26 protein-coding genes and 2 pseudogenes are annotated in these 25,057 nt (G+C 68.4%); 18 read left to right on the top strand and 10 right to left on the bottom strand.

Annotated features, from left to right (window positions below):
* Positions 1-8: 8 nt before the first annotated feature.
* A complete protein-coding gene (locus ACFU6I_RS40435; protein ID WP_384376999.1) occupies positions 9-1,643 on the bottom strand; it encodes an IS200/IS605 family accessory protein TnpB-related protein in 1,635 nt (544 codons plus the stop codon).
* Between the two features lie 71 nt (positions 1,644-1,714).
* On the opposite strand from ACFU6I_RS40435, the gene ACFU6I_RS40430 reads away from it, so the two are divergent.
* Positions 1,715-2,293 (top strand): PP2C family protein-serine/threonine phosphatase, encoded by a 579-nt coding sequence (locus tag ACFU6I_RS40430; RefSeq protein WP_384377005.1) that lies wholly within the window; start codon positions 1,715-1,717, stop codon positions 2,291-2,293.
* Between the two features lie 390 nt (positions 2,294-2,683).
* Positions 2,684-3,541 carry an NAD(P)H-binding protein gene (locus ACFU6I_RS40425; protein ID WP_384376996.1) on the top strand — a complete coding sequence of 286 codons (858 nt, stop codon included), beginning with the start codon at positions 2,684-2,686 and terminating at the stop codon, positions 3,539-3,541.
* A gap of 117 nt (positions 3,542-3,658) precedes the next feature.
* On the opposite strand, the gene ACFU6I_RS40420 is transcribed toward ACFU6I_RS40425, so the two are convergent.
* Complete coding sequence (locus tag ACFU6I_RS40420) at positions 3,659-3,895, bottom strand: hypothetical protein (RefSeq protein WP_384376993.1); 237 nt, start codon at positions 3,893-3,895, stop codon at positions 3,659-3,661.
* A 79-nt stretch (positions 3,896-3,974) separates the two neighbouring features.
* On the opposite strand from ACFU6I_RS40420, the gene ACFU6I_RS40415 reads away from it, so the two are divergent.
* Both ACFU6I_RS40415 and ACFU6I_RS40410 read left to right on the top strand, forming a co-directional pair.
* On the top strand, positions 3,975-4,634 hold the full coding sequence (locus tag ACFU6I_RS40415) for a hypothetical protein (RefSeq protein WP_384376990.1): 660 nt from the start codon (positions 3,975-3,977) through the stop codon (positions 4,632-4,634).
* 44 nt (positions 4,635-4,678) lie between these two features.
* Positions 4,679-5,062 (top strand): hypothetical protein, encoded by a 384-nt coding sequence (locus ACFU6I_RS40410; RefSeq protein WP_384376987.1) that lies wholly within the window; start codon positions 4,679-4,681, stop codon positions 5,060-5,062.
* Between the two features lie 287 nt (positions 5,063-5,349).
* Here the strand turns inward: ACFU6I_RS40410 and ACFU6I_RS40405 are convergent, their stop codons facing one another.
* Positions 5,350-6,552 (bottom strand): hypothetical protein, encoded by a 1,203-nt coding sequence (locus tag ACFU6I_RS40405; protein WP_384376984.1) that lies wholly within the window; start codon positions 6,550-6,552, stop codon positions 5,350-5,352.
* Between the two features lie 514 nt (positions 6,553-7,066).
* On the opposite strand from ACFU6I_RS40405, the gene ACFU6I_RS40400 reads away from it, so the two are divergent.
* Positions 7,067-7,399, top strand: coding sequence for a hypothetical protein (locus ACFU6I_RS40400; RefSeq protein WP_384376981.1), 333 nt, complete (start codon positions 7,067-7,069; stop codon positions 7,397-7,399).
* Between the two features lies 1 nt (position 7,400).
* Here ACFU6I_RS40400 and ACFU6I_RS40395 read toward each other — a convergent pair whose 3' ends face one another.
* The gene (locus tag ACFU6I_RS40395) at positions 7,401-8,123 is read right to left on the bottom strand and encodes a transposase (protein ID WP_384376978.1); all 723 of its coding nucleotides are present in this window, start codon (positions 8,121-8,123) and stop codon (positions 7,401-7,403) included.
* A gap of 329 nt (positions 8,124-8,452) precedes the next feature.
* Here ACFU6I_RS40395 and ACFU6I_RS40390 point away from each other — a divergent pair, with 329 nt between their 5' ends.
* The 3 genes from ACFU6I_RS40390 to ACFU6I_RS40380 all read left to right on the top strand — a co-directional run bounded on the left by ACFU6I_RS40390 (position 8,453) and on the right by ACFU6I_RS40380 (position 10,643).
* Entirely contained in the window at positions 8,453-9,097 is a 645-nt protein-coding gene (locus ACFU6I_RS40390) for an SMI1/KNR4 family protein (protein ID WP_384376975.1), read from the top strand.
* 429 nt (positions 9,098-9,526) lie between these two features.
* Entirely contained in the window at positions 9,527-9,994 is a 468-nt protein-coding gene (locus tag ACFU6I_RS40385) for a hypothetical protein (protein WP_384376972.1), read from the top strand.
* A 238-nt stretch (positions 9,995-10,232) separates the two neighbouring features.
* Positions 10,233-10,643, top strand: a complete 411-nt coding sequence (locus ACFU6I_RS40380; protein ID WP_384376969.1) for a barstar family protein — start codon at positions 10,233-10,235, stop codon at positions 10,641-10,643.
* A gap of 112 nt (positions 10,644-10,755) precedes the next feature.
* On the opposite strand, the gene ACFU6I_RS40375 is transcribed toward ACFU6I_RS40380, so the two are convergent.
* Both ACFU6I_RS40375 and ACFU6I_RS40370 read right to left on the bottom strand, forming a co-directional pair.
* Positions 10,756-11,412 (bottom strand): hypothetical protein, encoded by a 657-nt coding sequence (locus ACFU6I_RS40375; protein WP_384376966.1) that lies wholly within the window; start codon positions 11,410-11,412, stop codon positions 10,756-10,758.
* A 181-nt stretch (positions 11,413-11,593) separates the two neighbouring features.
* Positions 11,594-12,037: a hypothetical protein gene (locus ACFU6I_RS40370; protein WP_384376963.1), complete on the bottom strand. Its 444-nt coding sequence runs from the start codon at positions 12,035-12,037 to the stop codon at positions 11,594-11,596.
* A gap of 414 nt (positions 12,038-12,451) precedes the next feature.
* On the opposite strand from ACFU6I_RS40370, the gene ACFU6I_RS40365 reads away from it, so the two are divergent.
* Both ACFU6I_RS40365 and ACFU6I_RS40360 read left to right on the top strand, forming a co-directional pair.
* Positions 12,452-13,405 carry an NlpC/P60 family protein gene (locus tag ACFU6I_RS40365; protein ID WP_384376960.1) on the top strand — a complete coding sequence of 318 codons (954 nt, stop codon included), beginning with the start codon at positions 12,452-12,454 and terminating at the stop codon, positions 13,403-13,405.
* Positions 13,406-13,550: 145 nt separating this feature from the next.
* On the top strand, positions 13,551-14,876 hold the full coding sequence (locus tag ACFU6I_RS40360; RefSeq protein ID WP_384376957.1) for a hypothetical protein: 1,326 nt from the start codon (positions 13,551-13,553) through the stop codon (positions 14,874-14,876).
* Positions 14,877-15,009: 133 nt separating this feature from the next.
* On the opposite strand, the gene ACFU6I_RS40355 is transcribed toward ACFU6I_RS40360, so the two are convergent.
* The 3 genes from ACFU6I_RS40355 to hisD form a co-directional block, all read right to left on the bottom strand.
* Positions 15,010-15,333, bottom strand: coding sequence for a hypothetical protein (locus ACFU6I_RS40355; protein WP_384377007.1), 324 nt, complete (start codon positions 15,331-15,333; stop codon positions 15,010-15,012).
* 119 nt (positions 15,334-15,452) lie between these two features.
* Positions 15,453-16,865 carry an aspartate ammonia-lyase gene (locus ACFU6I_RS40350; protein WP_384376954.1) on the bottom strand — a complete coding sequence of 471 codons (1,413 nt, stop codon included), beginning with the start codon at positions 16,863-16,865 and terminating at the stop codon, positions 15,453-15,455.
* Positions 16,862-18,175: a histidinol dehydrogenase gene (hisD, locus tag ACFU6I_RS40345; protein WP_384376951.1), complete on the bottom strand. Its 1,314-nt coding sequence runs from the start codon at positions 18,173-18,175 to the stop codon at positions 16,862-16,864. Before hisD ends, ACFU6I_RS40350 begins: the two co-directional genes overlap by 4 nt.
* A gap of 120 nt (positions 18,176-18,295) precedes the next feature.
* On the opposite strand from hisD, the gene ACFU6I_RS40340 reads away from it, so the two are divergent.
* The 8 genes and pseudogenes from ACFU6I_RS40340 (at position 18,296) to ACFU6I_RS40305 (ending at position 24,526) form a co-directional block, all read left to right on the top strand.
* A complete protein-coding gene (locus ACFU6I_RS40340; RefSeq protein WP_384376948.1) occupies positions 18,296-19,255 on the top strand; it encodes a LysR family transcriptional regulator in 960 nt (319 codons plus the stop codon).
* Positions 19,256-19,772: 517 nt separating this feature from the next.
* On the top strand, positions 19,773-21,191 hold the full coding sequence (locus ACFU6I_RS40335; protein WP_384376945.1) for an amino acid permease: 1,419 nt from the start codon (positions 19,773-19,775) through the stop codon (positions 21,189-21,191).
* Positions 21,192-21,305: 114 nt separating this feature from the next.
* Positions 21,306-21,704 (top strand): annotated as a pseudogene (locus ACFU6I_RS40330) (transposase); the annotation flags it as partial.
* Positions 21,705-21,779: 75 nt separating this feature from the next.
* Entirely contained in the window at positions 21,780-22,289 is a 510-nt protein-coding gene (locus ACFU6I_RS40325; protein WP_384377002.1) for a hypothetical protein, read from the top strand.
* 108 nt (positions 22,290-22,397) lie between these two features.
* Positions 22,398-22,565, top strand: a pseudogene (locus ACFU6I_RS40320) (transposase); the annotation flags it as partial.
* 150 nt (positions 22,566-22,715) lie between these two features.
* A complete protein-coding gene (locus tag ACFU6I_RS40315) occupies positions 22,716-22,922 on the top strand; it encodes a hypothetical protein (RefSeq protein WP_384376942.1) in 207 nt (68 codons plus the stop codon).
* 990 nt (positions 22,923-23,912) lie between these two features.
* Positions 23,913-24,107 carry a hypothetical protein gene (locus ACFU6I_RS40310; RefSeq protein WP_384376939.1) on the top strand — a complete coding sequence of 65 codons (195 nt, stop codon included), beginning with the start codon at positions 23,913-23,915 and terminating at the stop codon, positions 24,105-24,107.
* A gap of 89 nt (positions 24,108-24,196) precedes the next feature.
* Positions 24,197-24,526 carry a trypco2 family protein gene (locus ACFU6I_RS40305; RefSeq protein WP_355692915.1) on the top strand — a complete coding sequence of 110 codons (330 nt, stop codon included), beginning with the start codon at positions 24,197-24,199 and terminating at the stop codon, positions 24,524-24,526.
* Positions 24,527-24,553: 27 nt separating this feature from the next.
* Here ACFU6I_RS40305 and ACFU6I_RS40300 read toward each other — a convergent pair.
* A partial coding sequence (locus ACFU6I_RS40300) for a transposase (RefSeq protein WP_384376936.1) occupies positions 24,554-25,057 on the bottom strand: 504 nt, incomplete at its 5' end.

Below are 25,057 nucleotides of genomic sequence, written 5' to 3'. Positions count from 1 at the left end.
CCCCCAGGTCATCCGTTCGACAGAGGGGACACAGCCATACCGGGCCCGGAGGCCAGCGGCCCCATTGCAGGACCGCGAAAAACATAACGGGGGGGCCGGTCCGTTGCGGGTGGGCGGGTTCCCTCACGCCCCCGGTCACCTGGTCTGGCCTGGGCGGTCCGATGCCCCGCACGATCGCTCCGGTCGTGCGGGGGCGGTGCCGTCCTTTCCCAAGCTCTCAACTCCGTTCGAGCAGGGGATACCCCATCCCGGATCGGGTGCCCGAGGGCGCGTCGTCCGATCGCGACACCGGCGGCATCGTGACGGGACATCTTTCGGTGCGGGGTGGCCAGTGGCTTCTGCCAGTGCTGGGCACCCCACAAAGTGGTGTAGGCGGGGTCGACCGCGACCATGCTCAGGCCGTGTTCGGCGGCCATGGAGACGAGCCGGGCCTTGAGTTTCCCGGTCGGGATGCCGGAGATGAGCTGCCGGAACCGTTTGTGGCGGCCGTGTTTTTCGCGGGTCTTCTCGGTGGTGAAGTCGAGGTCTTCGATGCCGATCGCGGCGACCCCGACACGCACCGCCCAGTGGATCAGGCGGGTCAGGGCATGGCGGAGCTGCGCGTCGCGGTGACCGGCGGTCCCGGACAGGTCGTAGAAGAACCGCCGGGGCCCGCCGACGGGGTTGCCGTGCCGGTCGAGCCGGTAGGCGGCGAAGTGATCGGCATTGGTGTCGACACCGATCATGCCCCGGGCGCGGGCGGCGGCCAGCGGGATGGTCTTCACGACGGGGCGCTGCCAGGACGCGGTGAGGTACCAGCGGCCGCGCCGGGTGTCGAGGTGGATGCGGTAGGCGACGGCCCGGTTCGCCGTGATGCGGTCGGCCCACTCCGCACCCCGGTGCGCGAACGCCACGGTGGTGGTGAGGACGTACCGGCCGTGCCCGGCGTTGGCCAGGTGCGCGAGCGGGGCAGGCAGTCTGATGGACACTTCGCCGTCCGGGGTGACGCGGATCGTCTCGTTCCCGAACCGCTTCCCCGACTCACCGTCCGCCGCGATGAACCAGCGCCCCGCCTCCCACCGTTGCCGCCACTGGCCTTCGGTGAGCCCGGCCTCGGCGAGGTGGTGGCGGGTGTTGAGGAGACGTTTTCCGCCCCGTACCACCCGCACGCGTCCGGCCTGCCGGTCGGTGACAACGGCCGCATGCCGCGCCTCCAGTGCCGCGAGACGGCGGGACTTGTGGAACCACTCACTCCGGGAGCGGTAGCCTCCTGCGGCCCGCTTCGTTCCGGGTGCACCGATCGGGAGGGACAGGCGGTGCCGCAGCGTCCTGATCCCGGCCTCCAGTGTCTGGATGTGCGCCGCCTGGCAACGGCGCGCGAGCGCCCACTGATCGTGCGTGGCCTTGGTGATCGCACCCGCGATCCGCGACGACGACAGCGGCGTCAGGTCCCGCTTACGCGCCGCCCACGTCTGAGCGCTGTGCTCCAGACCGTCCGCACAGCGCGCCTTGAGATCACCCGAAGCCAGACGGCCCTGATGCTCACCGACCGCACGCAGCACCTCCTCGTCCCGGGCCGTGAGGTGCCCCAGCCGGCCCCGGACCGCCACCCCGCAAGGCCCCGGCACCACGAAGGACGCCGCCAACTCCCGCACACTACCCACCACATCACCCCCTCCCACCAGGCCCGGCACCTGCCACCCAGCCCAACGAGCAACAGCCGCCAAGGTCACCCATTCGACCCCAGAACCCCCGTTCCCACCCCACGAACCCGCCGACAGGACCCACTCCCGCGCACCACAACTCACGTCAACACAGCAAACCAACAGCAGCTCACAACCCCACCGAGGCGGAGAAGGCCGGAGAGGTCTTCATCACCGCCGCCATCCTCGACATCCCCGACGCGCTGCCACAGGTGGACATGGTCACCTGCGGGCATCCGCCCCCCTTGCTGCTGCACGGCCAGAAAGTCTCCACCTTGCACGCCACCCGCCCCGCCCCGCCGCTGGGTCTGGGCGAACTGATCGCCGTCACCTACCACGTCGACACCTTCACGTTCGGGCCCGGAGACATCCTGCTGCTGCACACCGACGGGGTGATAGAGGCCCGGGACGCCAGGGGCGTCTTCTACCCGCTGTCCGAACGCGCCGCCTCCTGGGCCCTCCACAGCCCCTCCGCACTCGTCCACCACCTGCGCACCGACCTGCTCGCCCACGTCGGCGGACACCTGAGCGACGACGCCGCCGTGATCGCCGTCCAACGCAGCCGCCGGCCGGCGCCCGGCGAGGCGGCCGACCGCGCGCCCTTCCTCTGACCCACCGGCAGGGGCCGCCAGACACCCGACGCGGCGATCCGAGCGACCGGCCGGACCGCGAGCTGTAGCGGGGGAGAATGTGCGGCAGTACCGCGTTGCTCTCCTGGTCCACGGCCGTCCGACCAAGGAAGTTCTCTGATGCCGCCGCGTCCGCGCGACGGTCGACCCCGGCCACCCACCGGGCCCCGCACTGCGGGCACCGAACCGTGCCGGCCTCGTCCTGGACTGTCGATTGTCGACGACTTCGGGAACCACCTCCCACCCTCCCTTCGCGATCAATGCCGATGAGTTCGGGAGCCACGGTGCCCCCATGACAGTTCCTGTCTCCGTTTCCGGCCCGAGCTGCCCTTGAGGACAGAAGCTGACCCAAAGGCTTCCTATGGTCGTGCCATGACGCAGACGCAGAGGATTCTTGTCACCGGTGCCACCGGAACCGTCGGCCGCCAGGTCGTCGCCGAACTGCTCGCCCGCGGCCATGCGGTCCGCGCCCTCACCCGGGATGCGGCGCGAGCCGCCCTCCCGGCCGGTGTCGAGGTCGTCCAGGGTGATCTCACCGAACCCGACAGCCTGATTCCGGCCCTGGAGGGCGTCACCGGCCTCCATCTGATCACCATCGGCGGGGCCCACTTCGCCCCGCTGGAGACCGGCCCGCGGATCCTGGAGCTGGCCCGCGCGGCCGGCGTACGCCGGGTCACCGTGCTGCACGGCGGCGGGCCGTCCCCGCTGGAGGACGCCGTGCGTGCCGATGACGATGTGGACTGGACCGTGCTCATGCCGGTCGAGTTCATGGCCAACTGCCTGGAGTGGGCGGACGGGATCGTGGCCTCGGACGAAGTACGCGAGCCGTTCGTCTCCCGGCTGAGTGCCATGGTTCACGAGGGCGACATCGGCGCCGTCGCCGCGGTCGCGCTCACCGAAGAGGGCCACGGGGGCCAGGAGTACGTGATCACCGGCCCCGAGCTGCTGACCGTCGGCGACAAGGTGGCGACGATCGCTGCCGCCCGCGACCGGGAGATCGCCCTGGTCGAGCTCAGTGAGGAGCAGGCCATCGAGCGATGGCGGGCGGCGGGCCAGCCCGAGGACGTCATCGGCTTCCTGATCCAGGTGTACGGGAACACCCCGGAAGCGGGCCGTACGGTCGTCGACACCGTCGAGAAGGTCACTGGCTACCCGGCCCGCACATTCGCCCAGTGGGCCGCGGAGCACGCGGACGCCTTCACCGCAACAGCCCCTGTGGTCACGGCATAACCACACCCCGCCTGCTGAGGGGGACGGACGCGGAAGGAACCCATCACAGGTGACAACCACGTCCGCGTCCGGCCCCGCCCGACGAAGTCGGGTGACTCCCGATCGCGTGAGCATCGGCTAATCGCGCGAGCATGCGACCTCCACTCCGGTGTCGAAATGACGCCGTTGCTCACGTACATGGCCAATGGGCAGTGTCGGAACGGTTGTTGCGCCGTCCAGGGCGTCCTCGGGGGAGCCGGTGAAGGCGCCGGTGGGCAGGGCGAGCCCATGAGGACCATGGGCGACCCGGGCGCTCTCCCCGAGGAGGATCTCCGCCGCCGGGCCTTCGCCATCACCGCCGAGGACCGCAGGCACGAGCGCTACGGACCTGCACTACGCTCGTACGGTCATTCGTACAACCCATCAGCGGTACCGACGAAAGCAGAACACCCGTATGCGCGCTGTTCGTTCACTCACCACGGCTGCACTCGTCCTGGCCCTCGCCTCCACGGCCGTCGCCTGCGGTGGCGACACGGGACAGGACGGTGGCCACACGGCGGCAAGCGGCGCGCCGCAGGGTGCCATGGCGGACCCCGGCGCGGACGAGAACGGCAAGACCGCAGTGGCCGGGCTGGGCAAGGCCGCCGACATGAACGGGGTGGTGGAGCTCGTCAAGTCTGCCACCGAGTGCGATGGCTTCAACCATGACAACGAAAACATGTTCGCCGACATCGACGGTGACTACGTTGAGGACGACAGTGCCTTGGCCGCTCAGATCACAGCCACCAACAAGGCCTTCTCCATCAAGGACCGCGCATCCTGCTCCGGCGAAAGCGGGATCGACAACGTGCACAAGCTGATGCTCATCGACGACATGGCGACCTTTGAGGCCGCCTACAAGAAGTTTCAGCAGTCGGACGGTGACACACACACCCGCTACTTCGTCGGCCAGAATTTCGCGGTCCAGATCAACGCACGCAGCAGCGACGAAGAGGCGCTCGTTCGGGTCGGCACGCTGGGCATCAACTGCTCGCCCAACTTCGTCCCGCCGGCCGGGTTCCGTAACGAGCCGGCCCAGGTCGACGGCTGCGTCCTCACCGACTACGTCCGCTGAGTGACCGCCAGCTCCTCGCTACAGTCCCGGAGCCTCGGGCTCGTGTGCGGCCGGTATCTGCCACGGGCTCGAAGGCGGCTCAGGAAGGGCACTCACCGGGACACATCGCGGCCACCGACGAGGAAGCGACCGAGGAGTACTGGGAGTACTACCGAACGTATCTGCTCGAGGCCCGCTACGAACACGGCTTCCCGCCGATCACCCGCGAGTCCTACGAGCACGAGCTCGCGTACGGCTCCCTGTACGTCGGCTCCCCGGCGACCGTCGCCGCGAACGTGGCACGAACGATGAAGAATCTGCACGCTTCGCGCTTCGACCTGACGTACGGGATGGGGCCGATGCCGCACAGCCGGCTGCTGGAGCCCATCCGGATGTACGGCACCGACGTGGTCCCGCGCGTCAAGGAACTGCTCGCCCATGAAGAGTGACCCGCCTCTGCGGCGCCAGGACCGATCGGGTGCGGGCGGGCAGTTGCGGGAAGCTGGTGCCCCTCCCGGCAAGCTTTGCCCCGTCGCACCGTCCGGCACGCGCTCCCCCAAGGCCTCAAGGGCCAGGGGGGACCCCCTTCCGCGTTGACCAAAAGCCCCGGTAGCTCCTTCCCCAAGCTCTCAACTCCGTTCGAGCAGGGGAGACCCCATCCAAGGACTTCCGGCCGCCTTGCGATCACACGCACCGGACGGCGCTCCTCATGGGGCAAACATTGCCGGTCAAGGCACTAGCCGTCCTGGCGCTGTGCGGGGAAGACGAAGAAGCCGTCGGCCGTGGCGAGGTAGCCGTAACCAGTGGTCCGGGAGAACAGCGGGATGCCGTCGCTCGGCAGGTCCTTGGCCAGAACCTTCTTCGTGCGCGCGTCCACCGCGAGGGCACTCGTGCCGGCCCCTCCCTCCTTCTCGGTGCCGCCGTACAGGACGCCGTTCGCGGAGAACCGGAGCGGGGTCAGCGGGATCTCACCCTCGGCCTGCTTCCAGATTTCCTTGCCGGTCGCGGGGTCCCACACGGCGGTGCCGCCCTTGGTGTGGGCCGCCGCGAGCGCGCGGTCGGGCGAGAGGACCGACGAGCCCTCCGTGTCGATCGTGTCGCCGGGGAAATCGGCGTAGCGGTACGTCGTCGAGGCGCCGATCTGCCGGCCGCTCGCCAGGTCGTAGGTCGCCGTGACGAATGTGTCCGGCGAGAAGGCGCCGGCGCCCCACGCGGTGAGGACCTGCCCGTCGTGCACGTCGAGGACGCGGACGGCTCCCGAGGTGCGCCTGCCGTCATCGCCCAGTTCCACACCGTCGGGCGGGGTGACGTCCGCCGTGCTCCACACCTTCTTCCCGGTGGCCAGCTCGGACATGACGAGCTGCTCGGCATCGTCCTCGTACGTGGACGCGTTCTCCACGTGGAAGACGTACTTCCCCGTGATCAGCGGGGCATGTGCCTGTCCGCCGTCGATCTCTCCGGTGCGCGGGTCGTAGGAGCACTGCGCGAGGTTGCCGGTGCAGGAAACCTTGTGGGGCTCGCCGCCGTCGATGGGTGTCAGTTCGAGGGACGCGTCGTCGTCCTGCTCGATCAGGTGGCCCTCGTCGATCGAGACGTCCTTGTTCGGGCCCGCGTGCGTGATCGTGCCGAGCCGGGCTCCGTCGGATCCGTACACGGTGACCGTGGTACTGCTCTTCGCCGCGCTCAGGCCGTCGGACTCCTGTGTGCCGGTCGCACTGACCGCGATGGCCGGCAGGCCGTTGCGCCAGGTGGTGGCGGACACCGTACTGGCCTTCGCGCGCAGGGACTTGCGGACCGTTCCCGTCTTGACGTCCCGGAACTCCAGGGTCACCGGTTCCGGCTTGTTTGTGGAGTAGGCGGAGAAGAGCATGCCGGTCGAGCCGTCGACGGGGTCGTTCTCGTATCCACCGGCGGCGTAACCGCCCTTGGCGTCCTTCACGAACAGCAGGGCGTCGCCGAGGTCGACGGCCCCGGCACGGGACCGGTCCTCACGTGCATGAGCCCGCGCCCCGCACGTGCCCCGGCGGGCGCTGCCGCTCCTCCCCTCCGGCCACGGGTGCCCACCAGCTGAACTCGGCGGCGCCCGGGGCGGATCGAGCTGTGCTGTCTCTCACCGGCGGGCCAGGTGCTGATGCGTTCGGCGGGCGCCCGGCGCGGCGCCGGGCGTCGGCCGTGCGTGCTGCTCGTGCCCGGCTCGGGACGAGTAGCCATGCTCGCGGCAGTCGCTGTCCGCGCGGACCGTTGGTCCTGGCCCGTGCCGACGAGTGTCGTACGGCCCCGTCCCGGAACGGCTCCTGTTGATGCTCCTATTGATCGTCAAGCCTTGCGGCTCCGGTGAGCCGTATTGTGGCCGGGTGCGGTACTTGGCGGAGTCTTTCGTTCTTGGGGCCTTGCGGCGGGGCCGTTCAGTCGAGCAGTTCCTTGGGCCGTGCGGCTCGGCAGAGCGTCCTGGTGTGCGCTATGTCGAGGTTCGTGTGACGAAGGGGCCGTTTGAGGTCTATCTCCACGCGGTCGAGGACGTCGGCAGCGAGAGCTTCCTGGACCTGGGCGAGTTCCCGCCATTCGATCCAGACGACGAGGCCAGCGAGTTCGGCCTGCTTTTGGGCATGGCTGAGGACCCGCTGGCCGCGCTGCAGGTTGCCGAGCAGCACGCCGGAGCCGAGCGGGGCCGGTGGGTCAACGAGGGCGTCGTCCAGGACGAGTACGGCGACTTCGTTCGCGCTGGTCGGCCGACGGATGTCTCCGCCGATGGTCGGCGGTGGCCGAACGTGCCGGACGTTGTTTGACTTAGCGTGTGATCAAGCGGTGTTGAGCCAGTCCCGGTAGGCGCTGGCGAGCTCGTCGTCGCGGCGAAGCCACGCGTTCGAGGTGGGAGATGGCGGTCGGCCAGAGTCCGAAGTGGCGGGCGGCGGCGGTGAGCGTGATGTTCTTAGACTGCTGTAGGGGCTGCAGGTCCGCGATGTCAGGGACGGTGACCGTGGTGGTCAGGCAGCGGAACATCTCCCGGACGATGGCTCGTTTCAGGAGCCGGATGATTTCCTTCTTCGTCCGTCCGGCGGCAGTCTGACGAGCGACGTACTCGCGGGTGCGGGAGTCGCCGGCCATGCGGACCAGAGCGCTGCGGTAGAGGGCCGCGTTGGCGCCCCGGTCACCGCCGCGCGAGAGGCGGTGCCGGCTGGTTCTGCCGCTGGAGGCGGGACCGGGTGCGGCTCCGCACAGAGCGGCGAAGGAAGCCTCCGTCCGCATCCGCTCGGGATTGCCGCCGCCAGGAGCGCGAGGAGGAGCTGCGCTTCGGGAGGCGGGGAAGTGGGAGTGCCCGTCCTGCGGTGGCCCGGTCTGTCCCGGCGATGCCCGGGGCGAGCCGGTGGTCCCGGGCGGCCGGTGCACGGTCTGCGGCACGATCACCGACAGCGAGCAGCCGCCCACGGCGGAACGGGCGGCCACAGCTTTGGAGGCCGCGGAGACCAACGGGATCCTGGCTCGCCTGCGCCGCAAGTAGCGGTGCAGCATCCCTCTCCGGGCGGGCGCAGGTTGCGTTCCTGGTTGCGCAACGGTGGTCCTGACGGGGCGCAGACGGTCGGCGGAGCTTCAATGGCCGGGTCAAGCTCCATCGAGCGCGACCAGTTGCCGAAGAAGTGATCCGGCACCTTCCTGACCCGTACATACTTCAGCCGCCGCCCCTCTGGCCTGTGGGTTAGCGGTCGGCGACTGGTCGTCGCCTGTCATCGTTGAGTCCCCTCGCACGGCCCAGGGCCGGCCCCGTCGGATGTATCGGGGACACGGGCACCGTCGGCTGTTGCCCCGGGGGTTGTCAGCACCAGGTGGCAGGATGCCCCGCTATGACCGCACCGATCAGTGAGTCGTGGACGCGAATCGAGAACTGGCTGGCCGAACACGCGCCGGCGACCTACGCCGCGCTGGCGCCGCCCGCGGATCCGGCGGACATCGCCGCGACCGAACGCGTCATCGGCCGGCCACTGCTGAAGCCCTTGGTGATGTCGCTGCTGCGGCACGACGGTCTCCTCGATCAGCGGGGCTGGCTGCTGCCAGGGTTCTACAGACCGATGAGTGCACGCGAGATAGCGGCTGCGTGGCAACTTTTCACCGGCTTCTACGACAAGCGCACGGCGGATGAGGAAGGAGAGGAGGCGGACTACGACTTCATGAAGCTCGGGTTCAGTAGCGTCCTGTCCGGACATCCGCAGTTGATCCCCATTGCGCGGGACGTCCGCGGGGGTTGCCTCGTACTGGACCACCGTCCCGAGATCGACCGGGGGCGCGTCCACGAAGCCGAGGCCGTGGAAGGCCTTATGCGCGTACCACACGAGATGTGGACGTCCCTGCCGCTGCTCATGGAGGCGATCGCCACGACTCTCGAGACCTCCCAGCCCCTCAACGGCTACACGCCCGCAGTGGACGAGGAGCAGAGGCTGTACTGGGACTTCATACCGCTGCGCAATGATCGGACCTTGCATCGGTCATGACACAGCAGCGGATAACGAGGTCGGCGGAGCGGCGGGTGCCCGGGCAGGTCACCGCCCCTGGGCTAGGCCGTTTCGTTTGGATCTAGTGCCGCAACAGAGAACCTTTGCCCTGCGGTGACGTGACGCTGTTCGGCACTGGTCCGGACAGCGCAGTGTCGCCAAGCCGTACGGTGACGGAACGGGTACGTCCGCGGCAGATCGATGGCGACCAGGGGCAGCGCCTGCCGCAGATCATCCGTAGAGGCGCCAGGTTGGTCGCGACCCGAGACGTGGGGGACTGGTGAATGGCGTGCCGCGGGAGCACCTCGGAGTGGTACGCCGGTGTAACGCACAACCAAATGGGCTACAGGAAGGGTGGGTTCTGCACACGAATGCCCTATACGGGTCCCTTGTGGTACAGCCCATCAGTGCGGACATGAAGGGGGATTTATGCTTAAGCTGGACGCTCCGGATCCATATTTCGAACGCGGGATGACGAACCATGACTACCCGGGAGAGACGACGTCCGGACGTCTCGGCCCGGGGTGGGGTTGGCTGTATCTCCCCAGACCCTTCGGCGCAGACTTCGTGCAGGCGCAGTTCACTCCTCGAATCTTCAAGCGCTACCGGACGTGTCACAGCGATCTACACGCCTTCGTGACTGAGCAGCTTGTCCGCCTCGATCAGCCCATGGCAGTAGCCGCAGGTGCTGCCCTCCAGGAGAACCAAGCGCAGGAGTTTGTCATGATCTGCGGCGCCAGATGGGCATTCGCTTCGTATGAAGTTCCCTCAGGCCAGCGCACTTCAGAAGCCGGTACAGCGTTTTACAACGGGTGGGTCTCGGCGATGAACTCCGATCCGCAGACTCGATCTGCGGTGATGTTCTCCCGGCAGCCCACAATCATGGTCAAGGGCTGATGCCCCCGATGCGGATCGTCTCGACCTGGTCGGTCGCGTGAGAGGTGGAGGACTGGACCAGCCTGGCAGACAGGGCAAAGGTTGTCTGATGCGGCACTAGACAGTGCAGCTCGCTGCCGTCACCGGCTCTGACGGTGGTGGAGTCGCGGATCGCTGGAGGGAGGTGGCGGTGCACACTATGCCCTGGGTGCACGTCGTTCCGGAGCGAGGCGCCCTGTCTGTCGATCTGTTGCTTCCCATGACCGGCAGGGTGTACGTAGCGCGGCTCGACGGCCGGGAGATGCGCGACACGGACTCCGTCTTCCAGCAGTTCTACGACGGGCTGAAGCTGCCGGATTACTTCGGGTGGAACTGGGATGCCCTCTTTGACTGTCTGCGCGACCTGACGTGGCTGCCTGCAGATCACTACGTACTGATCGTCGAGGCCGCGGATGAGGCACTGTCGGGCGATGCCGCCGGACGGCGGCTGCTCTTCAGGACCCTTCTACGGGCAGGACAGCGATGGTCCTCCACACAGCGGCCCGAGGGCATCGACCTCAGCAGGCTCGTGGTCGTCATGTCCTGCGACGCAGCATCCGTTCCGGACCTGCAGGAACAGCTGCGATTGTGCTGGGAAGAGACGGTCTCGTCATCACCGGCTCAGAAATAGGCACTGAAGCCAGGTAACCCACCTCCGCCTGGGCGATACCTTCGGGAGGCGTCGCGTGGCGTTGGTGGGTCACCTGGTGGGGCTGCGCAGTCTGGTGCGGGGGTGCGGGCGGCTAATGAGTCGTGCGCTTGGGGGTCTTGGTGCGCTTGTAGGCGTCCATCCAGGGATTCTGGACGGTACTTGAGCCCTTCATGACCCACTCGGGCTGGAGGTAGGACTGGCAGACGAGGTAGTCACCGTGCCAGTTCCAGAAGCCGTGTTCCTCGTAGACGTCGAACGTGTACTTCTTGTAGATCATGCCTGCCCGGACCCGGTACTGGGCTTTCTCCGGCAGCTCGATCTCGACCCTGTCGACGACCGTCCTGGTGTTGGTGACCTCGAATCCCAGACCGGCGCTGAGTTCCTTGTAGGTCATGCCGAAGGTGGCGCTGAGCTTGTTGGAAACTTCGAGCTTGTACTCGAAGATCCTTTTGCCGGGACCGGGCATGCTGGTCGCGGCGCCGGGGGTGTCGGGCCAGTCGTAGACGGTCGTGACGAACTTCTTGTTCCGGATCCTTTGCGCGCCGGTACGGCAGGACTGGCCCTTCGTCTTGGACTTCTTCGCCGACTGGGCGGCGCCGGCCTGGGTGATGGTGTCGGTCGACCGTGTGGGCCGGGTCTCGCCTCCGAAGAGGTCGGTGGTGCCGGCGGTGAGCCCGCCGGCCAGCAGGCCGGCGGCAGCAACGGCCACCGCCAGCGAGCGGGTCTTTCGTGATCGTGCGATGCGCATGCTGATGTGCCTTTCCGTTCTTCGATGAGTGAGTGCGAGCCGGGATGTGCATGGGGCGGCTCGGCGGTCCCCTTCGTGCCGGTGAGGGGCGGCTCCCGCCCCCCTTAGGGCGGCGGGGACACGTCTGGCTACGGCAGCTCGGCGGTCCCTCGTGGTGGCCTACCTCCGGCTGCCGCGTGGCTCAGTGCTCGAGGGCGTAGATCGACTTCGCCTTGATGCGCCACTGGTCGCCCCAGGTGGTGCAGTGGGTGGTGCGGCGTTCCAGGGGCTTGTAGTACTTGGTGCCGTTGGCCTGGATCTTCCAGCCGTGATGGGCGATGAAGCCGCCGGTCGACTTCTTGTACAGGGCGCCGTTGCCGCCGATCGTGTAGCCGGGCAGGTAGTAGTGCCTGCCGCTCGAGGTCACGAGGTACGGGCACATGTCCCGCGTCTCGAACCTGCCAACGATCCTGGCCCGCTTCTGGAGCTGCTCCGCCGCCGCGACGGTGACCGTGTCGGTCTTCTCGGCAGCCTTGTCGGTGGTGACGATGCCCGTGGCAGCGGTGGTGACACCGCCGGCCAGCAGGCCGGCGGCAGCGACGGCCACCGCCAGTGAGCGGTTCTTTCGTGCTTGTGCGATGCGCATGCTGATGCTCCTTCAGCTGAGAACCGGGTTGGGATGGAGGCGGACGTTTCACGTGCCGCCTCGGCTGTGGTGACGCCTGCCTGCGGTCGTCGACACCAGCGGGCGGCAGGCCCGGCCCGGCAGCGCGTGGCGGCGCCTTCGACCGGGGCGCCGCCCGGCGGTGCGAGGCGGTGGAAGAAGCGTTGCCCGGCCAACCGGGGCCGGGCAACGGATCACGGCGGACGGGACAGTCCCGATTCGTCTATGCAGGTCACAGGCGGTGTCCAGGGGTGAGACGCCGCCCTTTCACCACGGTGCCGCGGAGGGTGGACAGGCCGGGACTGTCCCGGACGCCCGAAGATCTAGCGGGACACCGACACGACGAAACAGCCTGCTTCCAGGCCGCGAAATCCCGGCCCGTCGAAGGAGGTTGTGATGGCACAGCAGACCTTGCTCAAGCCCCTGCGGCAGACGCCGGAGAAGACGATGGAGCACCGGCCACCCAAGGCGTCGCGGTCGGCGCCGACATCTCACCGCAGACCGCGCAGCCACAGTGCGGGCAACAGCCGTACTCAAAGCGGGGATTGGCGGTGGGTCGTGGTGGGGCTGGTCGTGGCGCTCGTGCTTTCGCTGCTGGGGGGTGCGCTGCTGGGCGTGCACGGCCAGTCGGGAGCGCCTTCGGCCGACCCGCCGGCGGTCACCCTCCAGCCGGAATCACCGGCCACGCCCGAGCCCGCGCCGCAGGTACCGACGCCCGGCCCGACCCAGAAGCCCGCCGGGCCGGGCACAGCCGAGGCCAAGCCCGCAGGCGTCAAGAAGGTCACTGTGCGGCCCGGTGACACGCTCTGGGCACTGGCCCACAAGCACGGCACGACCGTCAAGGCCCTCCAGAAGCTGAACAGCCTGGGCACCTCGACCCTGATCTACGCCGGCGACACCCTGCGCGTGCCGTCCACGGCCGCCGAACCCAGGGGCGGTGCATCCCACCGGCCCTCGCCTGCACCGCAGAAGACCGGTACTCCCGACAAGCGCCATGCGAAGGGCGGCGCCGCGGCCGTCGCTTTCGCCCGGGCGCAGCTGGGCAAGCCCTATGTCTGGGGCGGTACCGGGCCGCGCGGGTTCGACTGCTCGGGCCTGGTGATGCGGGCCTGGCTAGCGGCTGGGGTGAAGCTGCCGCGCACCACCTGGGGCCAGATCCACGCCGGGACCGCCACGAGCCGGCCGCGCTTGGTGCCCGGTGACCTCGTCCTGTCCTACGGCGCCGGCCATGTGGGGCTGTACATCGGCAACGGCAAGGTCATCCACGCCCCTCGGCCCGGCAGCACCGTCACCATCGCACCTCTGCCCGACCGCGGCAAAGTCGTCGCCTACCGCCACATACACCCGTAAACGAACACGCAGCGCAATGACACGCCCTCAGGCAGATCCTGGCCCCGAGTATTCGAACTCGGTCACACAGTGCTGGAGAACAGTACTCATGCACAGATCAATGGCCTTTAAGCTCCCTTGGTACTCACGAGACAAGGGAGTGGTGATGGGACGGGGGCCGGACCCGGCAGCGGCGCACAGCTCTGCGGAGTTCATCGAACTGATGCGGCAGTTACGCCGCTGGGCGGACCTGAGCTACCGGCAGCTGGAGCGCAACGCCACCGACGCCGGTGACGTCCTGCCCCGCGCGACGATCTCCGCCGCCCTCGGCCGCGACGAACTGCCCCGTGAGGAACTCCTGGCCGCCTACGTACGAGCCTGTGGCGGCGACGAGGACACGGTGTCCGCCTGGGTCGAGACCCGCCGACGCCTGTCCATATCCGGCACCGGGACACCACCGCCCGTTCCCGAGGACGCTCCACAAACCACTGCTGCCCGAGCAGACGCGGACACTCCCCAGGAGACACCGCAGGGTCCCAAGGACACCGTCGGCGAGGAAGCCTTTGACGAGGAGCAGGCCCCGGACACCGGCCCCGCCGGTGAACCGGACTCCGGCCGCGCCGGTGAACCGGACTCCGGCCGCGCCGGTGAACCGGACTCCGGCCGCGCCGGTGAACCGGACTCCGGCCCGGCAGACGGAGCGAACTCGCATCCGGCCGGCGACAGTGCCAGTCCCCGGCGCGCTCGGGCGAACTGGCGACGACACACCCCTCAGGTCGCGATCGCCGCCCTCACCGTGGCCGGAATACTGGCGTTGTCGTTCTGGCCGGACGACAACGGCTCCGACGGCAACCGCGCGGACAGCGCGCCTACCAGCGTCCCTTCCTCGAGTGCCACGCCCGGCGCAGATGCGGAGTCGAAGCAGCCCAGTTCCTCGCCCACTGTCAGCCGTTCGACCACCGCCGAGCCTGCCGCCTCGCCGGTCGAGCAGGAAGAAACGATCCCCAGCTCCGACCCGACTCCCACGCGGACGGATGTCTCCGTTCAGATGCCGGCCGCAGGATTGACCAGCATCCATCCCGCCTCTGCCCCCTCGCGGTGCCTGACCGAGGGCCGCGAACGCAACGGGCGCACCGACCGCGAGATCGCCGTCCAGCACTCCTGCGCCGACTCCCCCCTGCCCCGCGTCACACTCGAGAAGCTCGGCGGGCAGACCTACCGCATCCAGTGGTACAACCCCGACCCAGGCAAAGGCCTCGGGTGCCTCGCCGTTGACGGCGCCTCTTCCGGCGCCCTGCTCGCCCCGAGGGACTGCGCGGACAGCGACAGCCAGAAGTTCCGCCTGGAGGCATCCGCCGGCGGCTTCCGGATCCGGCCACTCCACAGCAGCCTGTGCATCGGATTCCTCCCCCCGATCGCCGATGGCGCCGAAGCCGTGCAGATTTCCTGCACCGGAACCTCCGACCAGGCATTCACCTTCACCGCACACTGAGACGGCCGGCAGGAGCCAGTGATGACCTGGGTGACCGACTGGAGAAAACGACCTGGCCTGCGGGTTCACTCCGGCGGAGGAGCGCGACAAGGGGGGCGACCGGTGTGAGCACGGTAGGGGACGTCGATGCCACTCAGCGTTTGACGCGGTTCCGGATGGCCAGGACCGCCAGGCCCAGGAGGACGGGCTCGGTCACGCGGGACGCCATCTCGATGTAGGTGCCGGCGGTGGTCAGGTCCTGGCCGGAGGAGCGGAACACCACGGAGTTGAGCGGGCAGGCCGCAAGACTCGCGTCAGCGCGCTGAGCCTTGGTGTTGCCCTCTTGAGGTGGTGGCTGCGGTAGGCCGAGCCGGTCGCACAGCGCGGGCAGGTCCTCGTGACCGCTGGCCGGGGCCCGCGTCGAGAACACGTGGTCGATCAGAGTCCGTAACTGCACCAGGTCCATCTGTCCGCCCATCCTGTGATGATGGGTCAGCTGGAGCTCGCTTTCCACCCGCACGTGGTCTTCGGCGCTCAGGCGGCTGTCCCGCACGCGGTCGTGCCAGCGTGCGGGACAGAGCTGGGGCAGGGCGGCGGCTATGGGAGGGCGCTGTGGGCCAGCCGGGCGGGGCTCAGGAGTTCGTCGATGGTCGGGTCGTCCAGCAGGCCGCGCTCGCGCACGATCTGGGTGACGGGCCTGCCGGTCGCCAGCGCCTCGGTGGCGACGTCGGTGGCGGCCCGGTAGCCGATGTGCGCATCGAGGACGGTCACCGTGGCGATGCTGTGGTCCACGAGGCGGGCCAGGTGCTCGGCGTTGGCGGTGATGCCGTCGATGCACCGGTCGGCGAGCGCGGTGACGGCCTCGGTGAGGTGGCCGATGCTGCGGAACAGGCAGGAGGCGATGACCGGCTCGAACGCGTTGAGCTGGAGCTGACCTGCTTCGGCGGCCATGGTGATGGTGGTGTCGTTGCCGATGACGCTGAAGGCGACCTGGTTGACCAGCTCGGGGATGACGGGGTTGACCTTGCCGGGCATGATGCTCGATCCGGCCTGCCGGGCAGGCAAGTTGATCTCGCCGAGTCCCGTGCGCGGACCGGAGGACAGCAGCCTGAGGTCGTTGCAGACCTTGGAGAGTTTGACGGCAGTGCGTTTGACGGTGCCGGACAGCAGGACGAACGCGCCGCAGTCCTGGGTGGCCTCCACCAGGTTGGGGGCCGTGGCCAGCGGGAGCCCGGTCAGGGCGGTGAGGTGCTCACGGACCGCGACTGCGTACTGGGGGTGGGCGTTGAGGCCGGTTCCGATCGCGGTGGCCCCGAGGTTGATCTCGTGAAGGTGGGCAAGTGCTTCCTGCAGGCGGGCGATGTCTTCGGCGACCATCACCTGGTAGGTGCCGAACTCCTGGCCCAGTGTCATGGGGACGGCGTCCTGGAGCTGGGTCCGTCCGACCTTGACGATGTCGGTGAACTCGCGGGCCTTGTCCGCGAATGAGTCCTGGAGGTGGTCCAGGGCGTCAACGAGCCGGTGCGTGGCGGTGATCGTCGCCAGTTTCAGGGCGGTGGGGTAGACATCGTTGGTCGACTGCCCCAGGTTCACGTGCTCGTTGGGGTGGATGACGCTGTAGGTGCCGCACGGGTGCCCGAGGTGTTCCAGGGCGAGGTTGGCGATCACTTCGTTGGCGTTCATGTTCGTCGAGGTGCCGGCGCCGCCCTGTACGAGACTGATGGGGAACTGGTCGTGGAACTCGCCGTCGGCGATGCGGTCGCAGGCGGCGGTGATCGCTGAGGCGATGCGGTGCGGGAGCAGGCCGAGGCCGGCGTTGCTGAGCGCCGCGGCCTTCTTCACCAGGGCAAGAGCGCGCACCAGATCGGGAACGTCGCCCACCCGTTCGCCGGATGCGGGGAAGTTCTCCTGTGCGCGCAGCGTGTGGATTCCCCAGTACGCCTGCCCGGGGACGTCGCGGTCCCCGAGCAGGTCGTGCTCCCGCCGCGTCGAGGGAGTGGTGACGGTCATGCGACCTCGCCCTCCGGCGCCCAGGCGGGGCGGGTGCCGCGGGCGCGGGCGACGCGGGCGTCGCCGGAGCGGGCGTGGCCTTCGAAGTTCTCCGCGCGCGCTGCCCGGCCCAGGAGTTCGCCGAGTTCGGCGGACGCGGCGTGGGTGGTGATCTCCTGGTAGGTGACGGTCTTGAGGTACTTGCCCACCCACAGTCCGCCGGTGTAGCGGGCGGCGAGCCGGGTCGGCAGGACGTGGTTGGTGCCGATTACCTTGTCACCGAAGGACACGCAGGTGTTCTCGCCCAGGAAGAGCGCGCCGTAGCTGGTCATGGTCTCGAGGGCTTCGCGCGGCTCGCGAGTGAAGATCTGCACGTGTTCGCTGGCGAACTCGTCAGCGAGGGCGTACGCCTCGGCGAGGCTGTCGACGACGATGATCTCGCCGTGGTCGCGCCAGGCGGCGCCCGCGACCTCGCGGGTGGGCAGGTTGTGCAGCTGTCGGTCGACCTCGGCAAGCACGTCGTGGGCGAGGGTCTCGGACGTGGTGATGAGCACGGCGGGCGAGTCCGGGCCGTGTTCGGCCTGGCTGAGCAGGTCGACCGCGGTGAGGAACGCGTCCGCGCTCTCGTCGGCGACGATGAGGACCTCGGTGGGGCCGGCGAACAGGTCGATGCCGACCTCTCCGAACAGCTGCCGCTTGGCCTCGGCGACGAACGCGTTACCGGGCCCGACCAGCATGTTGGTCGGCTCGATCGTTTCCGTGCCGACGGCGAGCGCGGCCACGGCCTGGACACCGCCGAGCAGGTAGATCTCATCCGCGCCGGCCAGATGCATCGCGGCGATCGAGGCGTCCGGCAGGTTCCCGCCCGGGGCGGGCGTGCAGGCGGCGACCCGCTTCACCCCGGCCACCTTCGCCGTCGTGATCGTCATGTGGGCGGAAGCCAGCAGCGGGTAACGGCCGCCGGGCACGTACGCGCCGACCGCTTCGACGGGCACGTTCTTCTGCCCCAGCAGCACCCCGGGGGTCACCTCCGCCTCGAAGTCGCGCAGGGATGCCCGCTGTAGCTCCGCGAAGCGCCGCACGTTCTCCTGGACCGTCCTGATGTCGGCGAGGGTCTGCTCGGGCACGCGGGCGATCGCCGCGTCGATCTCTGCCTGGCTCAGCCGGAACGAGGCGGGCGAGAACTGGTCGAACTTCTCCGAGTACTCGCGCACCGCCTCGTCCCCCCGGGCGCGGACATCAGCGATCACCGCCTCGACCGTGGTGCGGACGGACTCACTGGACGGGCCGACCACCGCGGATCCGGCGGACTGCTTGATGTACTTCGTCACTGAGGGCTCCTGACAAGCGAAACGTGAAACCGGCGTGGCCGGCGCCTTTCCCGCAGGCTAGGAAGCCACAGCGATATAGCACAACCACCAGTAATCTTGGCTTGGTGATAGCGTTTCCTTATGACACTGATGCAGCTGCAGGCATTCGTCGCTGCCGCAGCCAGGGGAACGTTCACCGCGGCGGCCGACGAACTCCAAATGAGCCAGCCCGCCATCTCCGACCTCATCCGCCGCCTCGAAGACGAACTCGGCACCAAACTCTTCCAACGCGGCCGCTCCCTGCTCCTCACCGCCGCCGGTGAACAACTGCTGCCCCACGCCGAGCAGGCCGTCGCCTCAGCCCGCATCGGCGCCCAGGCCGTGCGTTCCCAGCTCGACCTTGCCGGAGGCACCGCCACCTTCGGTCTCCTGCGCAACGCCGACTTCTACCTGCGTACCAACCTCGCCCAGCGCTTCCGCACCCGCTACCCGGACGTCCGCATCCGCCTCGTCGGACAGAACAGCGCCGAAACCGCCCAGGCCGTCGCCTCCGGCACACTCGAAGCCGGCCTCGTCACGCTCCCCGTCCCCGACGAGGACCTAGACATCGTGCCGCTGGCCCGCGACGAACTCCTCTACGTCACCGCCGCCCCGGAACGCGCCCAGACTCCGCCCGACATCGACGACTTCTGCAGCGTGCCGCTGGTCCTGTACGACGCCCACTACGCCGCCACCGACCCGGCCCGTCGCCAGCTCAACGAACGCGCCCAGCTCGCCGGCCGGCGCATTGAGCCGGTCATTGAGGTCGAGTACCTGAGCAGCGCCCTCGCTCTGGTCAGCGAGGGCTTCGGCGACTCCGTGATGTGCCGGGCAGCAACCTTCTCCGAGACCATGCCCCCTGGCCTCCACACCGTCCCGTTCGCAGACCCCCTCTACGACACGCTTGCCCTGGTCCGGCGGCGCGGCCAGATGCTGTCCCCCGCCACCCGGGAGATGGCGCGCATGGCCTGGGACCTGCTCCTCGAGCACCAGTCCGGCCCGCACGGAACTGTGGAGATCACGGCCTCCACCGACCAACTGCGACGCTTCTTCTCCCGTTAGCCACCGCGCGCTTCCGCCGCCGACAGGGCTGGCCTCCAGCTGGCCGGCCGCCCGGGTGCTGACGGGGCTGTCGCCCTGCACTGGGCATAGCGAAACGCTATGCCCAGGCGAAGAAACTTGCCCGTTGTTCTATGGCCGACGAGTTTCTAACGTGTTGCAGCACAGGAGCCGTTCAACCTCCGTCCCTGGTCGTGACCGACCACGTTCACCCGCCGCACGGAGAACCCCATGTCCCCCTGAGCGCTCAGCGCGCACGCTCACGTACGCGACGGAGACACCCGCGCCGCACCGCACAACTCCACCCGCGCGGCGCTCGGCGAACCCACACCGCCCGGCGACGCCCCTCCACCGCTAAGGCCGATCGCCGGGCGTGACGTCACGGCCGCCTCACGCTCGCCCGCGCAGCAAATTCTTCGGCCTCGTTCATACCCATGAATCCCGCGGAGCCGCTGTTCAGTGCTGCCCGCTCACACCTGCACCTCGCCCACCGCTCACCGCCCACCTCAAGGGACCCCCGATGACGCAGCCCAGCCCGCCTCCGTCCAGCCCAGCCCAGGACGGGCTCGCCACTGGCCTCAAGAGCCGCCAGGTCACCATGATCTCCATCGGCGGCGTGATCGGCGCCGGCCTGTTCGTCGGCTCGTCCAACGCGATCGCTGCGGCCGGCCCGGCCGTTCTGATCTCCTTCGCGATCGCCGCCACCCTGGTCGTTCTGGTCATGCAGATGCTCGGCGAGATGGCCGCCGCCAACCCCGACACAGGCTCCTTCTCCACCTACGCCGACCGCGCCCTGGGCCGCTGGGCCGGCTTCTCCATCGGTTGGCTGTACTGGTGGTTCTACGTACTCGTCATCCCCATCGAAGCCATCGCCGCCGGAACCATCCTCGGTCCACTCCTCTCCATACCCGCCTGGATCCCCTCGCTGGCCGTCATCGTCCTGCTCACCGCCAGCAACCTCCTCTCCGTCAAGAACTACGGGGAGTTCGAGTACTGGTTCGCCCTGCTCAAAGTCATCGCCATCGTCGGCTTCCTGATCCTGGGCATCCTCGCTGTCACTGGCGCTCTGCCTGGCTCCCACACCAGCGGAATATCCCGCCTGTGGGACCAGGGAGGGTTCGCACCCAAGGGAAGCTTCGCCATCCTCGCCGGCCTGCTCACAGCCATGTTCGCCTTCCAGGGCAGCGAAATCGTCACCATCGCCGCCGCCGAGTCCGACGAACCGAAGAAGAACATCAAGAAGGCCATCCGCGCCATCGTCTGGCGCCTGGGCCTGTTCTACCTCGGCTCGATCCTCATCGTCGTCAGCCTCGTCCCCTGGAACGCCGACGACCTCGCCAACGGCTCGTACCAGGCAGCCCTTGACCGCATGGGCATCCCCGGCGCCTCCCAGATCATGGACGTCGTCGTCATCCTCGCCGTGTGCAGCTGCCTCAACTCCGCCATCTACACCGCCTCCCGCATGGCGTTCTCCCTCGCACAGCGCAACGACGCACCCACCGCGTTCGGCAGAGTCTCAGCAAACGGCGCACCCCGCACGGCCGTGATCGCTTCCACCGCCGTCGGCATCCTCGCAGTCGGCGCCAACTACGCCCTCCCCGACGTCTTCACCTACCTCATCGCCTCCAGCGGCGCGATCGCACTGATCACCTACCTGGTCATCGCCCTGACTCAGTACGCCACCGGCCGCCGCAACGACAACACCTCCGAAGTACGCATGTGGGCCTTCCCCTACCTGACTCTGGCCACCATCGCCTTCATCATCGCCGTCCTCGTCCTCATGGTCGTCCTGCCCGAACACCGCCTCGAACTGGGTCTTTCCCTCGGCCTCACCGCCGTACTGGTCGCCCTCGGCATCCAGCGCCAGCGCACTGCTGTCAGCAACCCTCCCGCCTCGCCCACCGCACCCGAGACGGACAAGATCCCCACTTCCTCCTGACCGGGCGGCGTAGGCATCAAGGGCCGCGGCTGTGATCAACAGCCGCGGCCCTTCGGCTTGTTCTCACGGAATCTGATCACCGTGCTACGTCGCGTAGGCCCGCACCTGGTTTGCACCGAGGCTGGCGTGTGGCCTCGGCTGCACGAGGTTCTCCTCGCCAGGCTGCGCTGCGCGAACGTGCTGGACTTCTCTCGCGCGGTGGTCGACGGCTCCCATGTCCGCGCGTTAAAAGGGGCTCCAAGACAGGACGAAGCCCTGTTGACCGGGGTAAGACGGGCAGCACGCATCACCTGATCACCGACGTCACCGGGGTTCCACTCGCCGCTACGCTCACGGGCGGCAACCGCAACGACGTCACCCAGTTGATCCCGCTGCTCCAGGCCGTCCCGCCCGTGCGCGGCAAGGCTGGCCGCCCCCGGCACCGTCCAGACGTCTTTCTGGGCCGACCGTGGCTACGACCACGACAAGTACCGCCGCCTGGTCTGGGACCCCGGCGCACCGAGGAGCGGCAGACTTGACGGCCTGGGCCCTGTGCAGCGGGCACAAGGCCGAAGAAGTTCACGGAGTGCGTCGGTGGAGCTCAGCTCAGTGATCATCGCGGTGGCAGGCGTCGCAGGAACTCTGGGAGGATCGCTGCTCACCCAGCGCGGCTCCGCACGAGCGAAGCTCCGGGAAATAGAGCTCGTTCGTGAACATGAAGAGATCCGCGAGAGCCGTTCACTGCGACGTACCTGCTATGCGGAACTCAACCGAGATGCCCGACAGTTCAATACCGCACTCAACCGCCACCTGCACGTCATGAGGGAGCGCGGCGCGGAGGACGCCGACAGCGTCGCGCTCGATGAAGCAAAGAACGCGCATCGTGATCGATACTCCGAAGCACAGATGATCGCCCCCGAAGAAGTACTCATGCGAGCGAGTGCCGTCAACCAAGCCCTGAACAAGGTCTACGGCCAGGTCAAGCGCCTCGAACGCGGTGCCCCCGGACCGGGCGAAACGACGGAGACCGCGGCTCAGGCCCAGTACGAGGTCTGGGGCATGCTCCGAACTATGAGAACCGCTATGCGTCACGACCTCGGTGTGTCGCATGAAGATTGAGAGCTGGCACTCAGCTCCGTGCGGTCTCTTTTATCTGCCTCGACCAGTCAAGGGCTGACCGTGCGCGCCGCCGCGCCCGACCTGCTCCGGCCCGCCCGGGTTGTCCGCGAATCGCGAACAGACTTCTGGCTGTCCGACCTGCCCTCCGGCATGCCTGTGACCTCGCTGGTCCGGCTCGCCAAGCTCCGCTGGCGCATCGAACACGACTACCGGGAGATGAAACAGGCCCTGGGCCTGGCCCACTTCGAGGGCCGAACCTGGGGCGGCTGGCGCCATCGTGATGCCGCCTGTAGCTCACAGCCTCGAAGAATCCGGCCAGGGGCGCGCCTTTGTCGCCAATGATCGGTAACCGGGGCACCCTCGTGCCTGCGTCGCGCTACATAGGAGGACGGATAGCGCTCTTGTGCGACAAGGGGGACTGGCCAGGTGCTGACGATCAACGTGGCGGTACTGCTCGCTGTCATTGTTGTCCTGCGGCTGCGCCGTCGGACACAGGCCAGGAGCCGACTGGACGAGAAGTTCACCGTGGTCATCGTGCTGGCCCTCGGGGTGCTGATTGCCCCGACAGACCTCGGCCAGGGAATTCTGCGCGTCCTGACCCAGCTCGTGCAGGGCATCTCGCAGTCGGGCTGAACCACGGCCGGTCGGCGGTGCGGCTGGTGAAGGTCGCCCGCCTGCCGGCCGTGGGCGCTGGGGCTTCCGGGAGGGCGGTGACCACAGCGCCGTCCCGGAAGCTGCAGGACGCTGCGCCCTTCAGGGTCGGTCTGGGCGCTGCTGACTCACTCTCGGTGCCGGGTGGGGTTCCTGGGCGGTGACGCGTGAGCGGGTGGGGTGTTCGTCACCTGGTTGGCCCGCAGCCGGCTCGTCTGCTTTGGTCGGTCATGGGCAGAGCTCCGGTGCGGTATCGGAGCTCTGCCGGTTTTTGGCTTCACTGTCGAGCGGGCTGGACCGGTCACGCCACTGACGTGCGGTGTGATCGATGGGTGCGGTCGGATCGGTCACGCGGCCGGTCATTGGTCCCCGGTCACGATCGTGGACATGTGACTGGTCACGAGTGTTGGGCAAGCCCGGGAGGACTCTGGGCAAGCTCGCCGTGCGGCGGGCTTGCCCGGCCGGGAGGCCGGCGGCCGGCTTGGCTGCGCTGACGTTAACGGCGGTGTTTGCACGGGGGTGAGGGCCCCTGGCCGTGCGCGGCAGGGGCCCTCGGCGCGTTTCCATGAGGGATGGATTATGCACGCGTCGCCCGGACAACGACATCGGCCTGGGCCAGGACACGGCGGTTCAGCCGGACAGTCCCGGCCGGGAGGCGTTGCCGCGGTATGGTCCGCGGCGGAAGGGACGTCGAGGCGTCCTGAGCGATCGGGGGGCGCTGTCATGTTGAACCGGCGGCCCGTGGATATCAGCCACTGTGGATGATGAGGATCTTTGAAAATGGCCAGGGATGCTCGTCGTTCCCACTCCATTGAGCGATCAACGAAGGGCCGGGGCCGCCCGCTCGTCGAGTGTCCGGGCCGTGCTGTCAAGAGCGCCTTCGATGTCGCTGAGCGACGAGCTGTGCTCCCCCTGGAGAGCTTGTCCCGCCCCTGATCTTGGCGGGTTAGACAGGTCGTTTACTCCCGTCCGGTGCACTTTCTCCTGCGCCTTTCTGTGGCGGAGGCATACCTCAACACCAGTTCCGGGGCCTCCTCCCTCGACGGCGTCGATCTCGCGCTGCCGGTCGGCATGGCCATGGCCGCCGGGTGCTACGCGGTGTCGATGCGATGGTCCGCGGCCCTGCGCCCAAAGGAAGCCCGCCGGACGACACCAAGACCCGACTGATCGGCCACCGAGGAGGGAACAGGCCGGTTTCCGGGCAAGGACCCTATAGTGCCGGTCAGTTACTCGGTCGAGAATCCGGAGGTACGGGCGTGAACATCGAACTGGCCGACGCGGTCGCGGGGTTGCGGGACGAACTGCTGACCGCCGCCGCGCGCGGAGCTGGGCAGGAGGTGGTGTTCGACGTCGGGGCGATCGAGCTCGAACTCGCCGTGGAGCTGCGCGCTGACGCTAAGGCCAAGGCCGGATTCAAGGCCTGGGTGGTCTCCGGGGACGCGGAGGCGGGAGTGTCACGGGGCAGGACGCATCGGGTGACTCTCTCGCTGACCCCGCGCCGCGCCGACGGCGGGGACCTGCTGGTGGGAGGCGACTCGCGTCGGCCCGCCGGACCCGGCGACGTGTCCGACCACATCGGACGCTGAGGACCTAGATGATCGATTCCAAGGGCTTTAGTGGTCGTATGCGGTCAGTGCGCGCATGATCGGTTGGCTTGTGTGGTCGTTGTGCCAGATAGCGGCCGTGAGCGCGAGTATGCGCTGCAGGACGCGGACGGCCACGCCTGCGGGTGTGCGACCGCGGTGGCGTTCGAGGTCGAGTTGCCCCTTGAAGGTCTCGTTGATCGACTCGATGACTTGCCGCAGCGGCTTGAACAGCTGTGATCCGGCCCGCTCGGCTTCGCCCTTGCGGGCTGGCCGCAGCAGCCGGATGTCCAGCTCGGCCAGTTGCTGCTCGAACTCGCGGCCGAAGTAGTTCTTGTCGCCGATCAGTGTCTGGCCGGGACGCTCGTCGATGAGCTGCGGCTCGACGGTGAGCAGGTCCAGCAGGGTCTCGCGTTCGTCGGCCTTGGCGCCGGTCAGGGCGAAGGCGACGGGCAAGCCGTGCAGGGTGCACACCAGGTGCAGCCGTAGTCCCCAAAAGAACCGGCTGTGGCTGGCGCAGTAGCCGTACTGGGC

The sequence above is a fragment of the Streptomyces sp. NPDC057486 genome (genome assembly GCF_042802415.1).
Taxonomy (GTDB): Bacteria; Actinomycetota; Actinomycetes; order Streptomycetales; family Streptomycetaceae; genus Streptomyces; species Streptomyces yanii.
Note: the sequence above shows the minus strand (reverse complement) of the source record. Positions and strands in the feature narration are given on the sequence as shown.